The 1,667-nt window shown below is 33.0% G+C and carries 6 protein-coding genes; 5 read left to right on the top strand and 1 reads right to left on the bottom strand.

Annotated features, from left to right (window positions below; genetic code table 11):
* The 3 genes from H8718_RS20110 to H8718_RS20100 form a co-directional block, all read left to right on the top strand.
* Positions 1 to 198, top strand: a 198-nt coding sequence (locus tag H8718_RS20110; RefSeq protein ID WP_249334662.1) for a MarR family transcriptional regulator, incomplete at its 5' end; no start/stop codon positions are given.
* 217 nt (positions 199 to 415) lie between these two features.
* Positions 416 to 589, top strand: coding sequence for a hypothetical protein (locus tag H8718_RS20105; RefSeq protein ID WP_249334841.1), 174 nt, complete (start codon positions 416 to 418; stop codon positions 587 to 589).
* A 19-nt stretch (positions 590 to 608) separates the two neighbouring features.
* On the top strand, positions 609 to 788 hold the full coding sequence (locus tag H8718_RS20100) for a hypothetical protein (RefSeq protein ID WP_249334840.1): 180 nt from the start codon (positions 609 to 611) through the stop codon (positions 786 to 788).
* On the opposite strand, the gene H8718_RS20095 is transcribed toward H8718_RS20100, so the two are convergent.
* Positions 769 to 1,182, bottom strand: coding sequence for a DUF6173 family protein (locus tag H8718_RS20095; protein ID WP_249334839.1), 414 nt, complete (start codon positions 1,180 to 1,182; stop codon positions 769 to 771). The genes H8718_RS20100 and H8718_RS20095 overlap by 20 nt on opposite strands.
* Before the next feature lie 125 nt (positions 1,183 to 1,307).
* Between H8718_RS20095 and H8718_RS20090 the strand changes: the two genes are divergently transcribed.
* On the top strand, positions 1,308 to 1,463 hold the full coding sequence (locus H8718_RS20090; RefSeq protein WP_249334838.1) for a hypothetical protein: 156 nt from the start codon (positions 1,308 to 1,310) through the stop codon (positions 1,461 to 1,463).
* Positions 1,464 to 1,481: 18 nt separating this feature from the next.
* Positions 1,482 to 1,616 (top strand): hypothetical protein, encoded by a 135-nt coding sequence (locus H8718_RS20690; protein ID WP_283246276.1) that lies wholly within the window; start codon positions 1,482 to 1,484, stop codon positions 1,614 to 1,616.
* Positions 1,617 to 1,667 lie beyond the last annotated feature (51 nt).

Here is a 1,667-nt window from a genome sequence, read left to right as displayed (position 1 = left end):
CTTACAAAGCCTTATACAGCTGCACAGTTGGTAAAAGAGACTGGCATTGCAAAAGGCAATACATCTAGATACATAAAGAAGCTTAAAAAGCTTGGATTGATAGAAATAGATAGCATACAAGGAAGTAATAAGTACTATAAGGCTGTTTGTGATATGAGAAAGCTTATGGAACTTATGCCAGGACAAATAGAGTTATAAGACAAGAAAGGATGAAACATCATTAGTACAACAAGAAAAATAGAGAGAAGCGTGCTGAGATATAAATATGGAGCACGTAGAGTCAGTGAATTATACAGAGGTAGATGGAACAGAATCCAAGCGAAGAAAAAAGAAAGTCTGTTAAAAAGATGGTTTAAGAAGCTAAGAAAGCTTATTACAAAAAGGTAATAACCTAATCTGTTGATGGAGGTGGCATATGAATACATTAGATAAGGCCTTGATAGGGGTGTATTTAGATTCAATAGAGAGAGTCCTTAATGGAATGCAATTATTTGCAGAGCGTGGGTACGAGGATTTAATTGAAGCAAGGACAGATAAAGGCAAGCAATGCATAGAAGAAATTAAAGGCATTCTTGATAAGACAAATTAACTTTTGGGAGGGAAAGAAAATGGAAGAGAAAATTAGGGAGCTAGAAAAAAGAGTAGCTGAACTTGAGGTGAAAGCTCAAAATCAGCCACTTTTAATAAAATTAGATATCACTAATAATAGTGATTTTGCAGATTACTTATTCAAATGCATAGTACAGTACCAGCAAATAATGACGCAATCTAATTATTATCAGGAGTAAATCCAATACGCCTAGCAGGTTTGTCAGGTTCTTGTTTTGGAGAAGACATCAATAAAAAGTTTAGCTGATTGACGTGTTGAATGAGTTCAGCATATTGGCCATTAACATATCCACAGAACTGAATAGTATTTGGATTATGGTAGCCAATAAATGTAACATGCATTAGTAGTGTCTGTCCAAAACACGCAAGCTTTAATGCTACTTCTTCATCAGGATTGAGCTGTTTTTCAAAGTCTGCTATGTATTCCATTAAAATCTTATGTTGGTATTTGGCATGACTAGGATTTTCCAATAAAGATGAGTCAAATTTAGGGAACTCATACTTAGGTGTATCTAAAGATGGCATTTGAAATGAGCCTAAGCTTTTAACTATATCATCATGTAAAGTTGCCATATGTAACACCACCTTTCTTTTATATTTCAGCTTTGCAGAGCTGATAAGAAAATTATATGTTGGTATAAGAAAAAAATCAAATAGACGATAAATCAAATCAATTTTTTAAGGAATGAGGGATTAAAATGAGCGAAGAATTAAAAAAAGCATTAGAACTTATTAAGAATGAGTGTAGCAAATATGACAGATGTTGTGATGGTTGTTATATGTATAGTGAAGAGTTTGATGAATGCATAATAGATGAAGAGCCTTGTGATTGGGAAATAGAAGAAACAAAGTAACTTTTTGGAGGGATGAAGATGCCTAAATATGAAGTAAAAGATGTTGTCTGTGACTATGGAGTATTCGAAGACGACAAACTGATTTTAATACTTAATAGCAGAAGCAATGCACAAACTTATTGCAGATATATTAACAATAGATCAAGAACATAGGGTAGTAAAAAAGTATGTTAATGGAGCAATAGAGATTAGATAAAAATAATT

It is taken from the genome of Zhenhengia yiwuensis, from assembly GCF_014384995.1.
In the GTDB taxonomy this organism is placed as follows: Bacteria; Bacillota; Clostridia; order Lachnospirales; family Cellulosilyticaceae; genus Zhenhengia; species Zhenhengia yiwuensis.
The sequence above is the reverse complement of the archived record's forward strand: the minus strand, read 5'-3'. Positions and strand labels throughout refer to the sequence as shown.

What these genes read in the sequence shown, in the direction of transcription:
- H8718_RS20690 (WP_283246276.1), top strand. Translation starts at nt 1,482, where the DNA reads ATGCCTAAATATGAAGTAAAAGATGTTGTCTGTGACTATGGAGTATTC.
- H8718_RS20090 (WP_249334838.1), top strand. Translation starts at nt 1,308, where the DNA reads ATGAGCGAAGAATTAAAAAAAGCATTAGAACTTATTAAGAATGAGTGT.
- H8718_RS20100 (WP_249334840.1), top strand. Translation starts at nt 609, where the DNA reads ATGGAAGAGAAAATTAGGGAGCTAGAAAAAAGAGTAGCTGAACTTGAG.
- H8718_RS20105 (WP_249334841.1), top strand. Translation starts at nt 416, where the DNA reads ATGAATACATTAGATAAGGCCTTGATAGGGGTGTATTTAGATTCAATA.
- H8718_RS20095 (WP_249334839.1), bottom strand. Translation starts at nt 1,182, where the DNA reads ATGGCAACTTTACATGATGATATAGTTAAAAGCTTAGGCTCATTTCAA.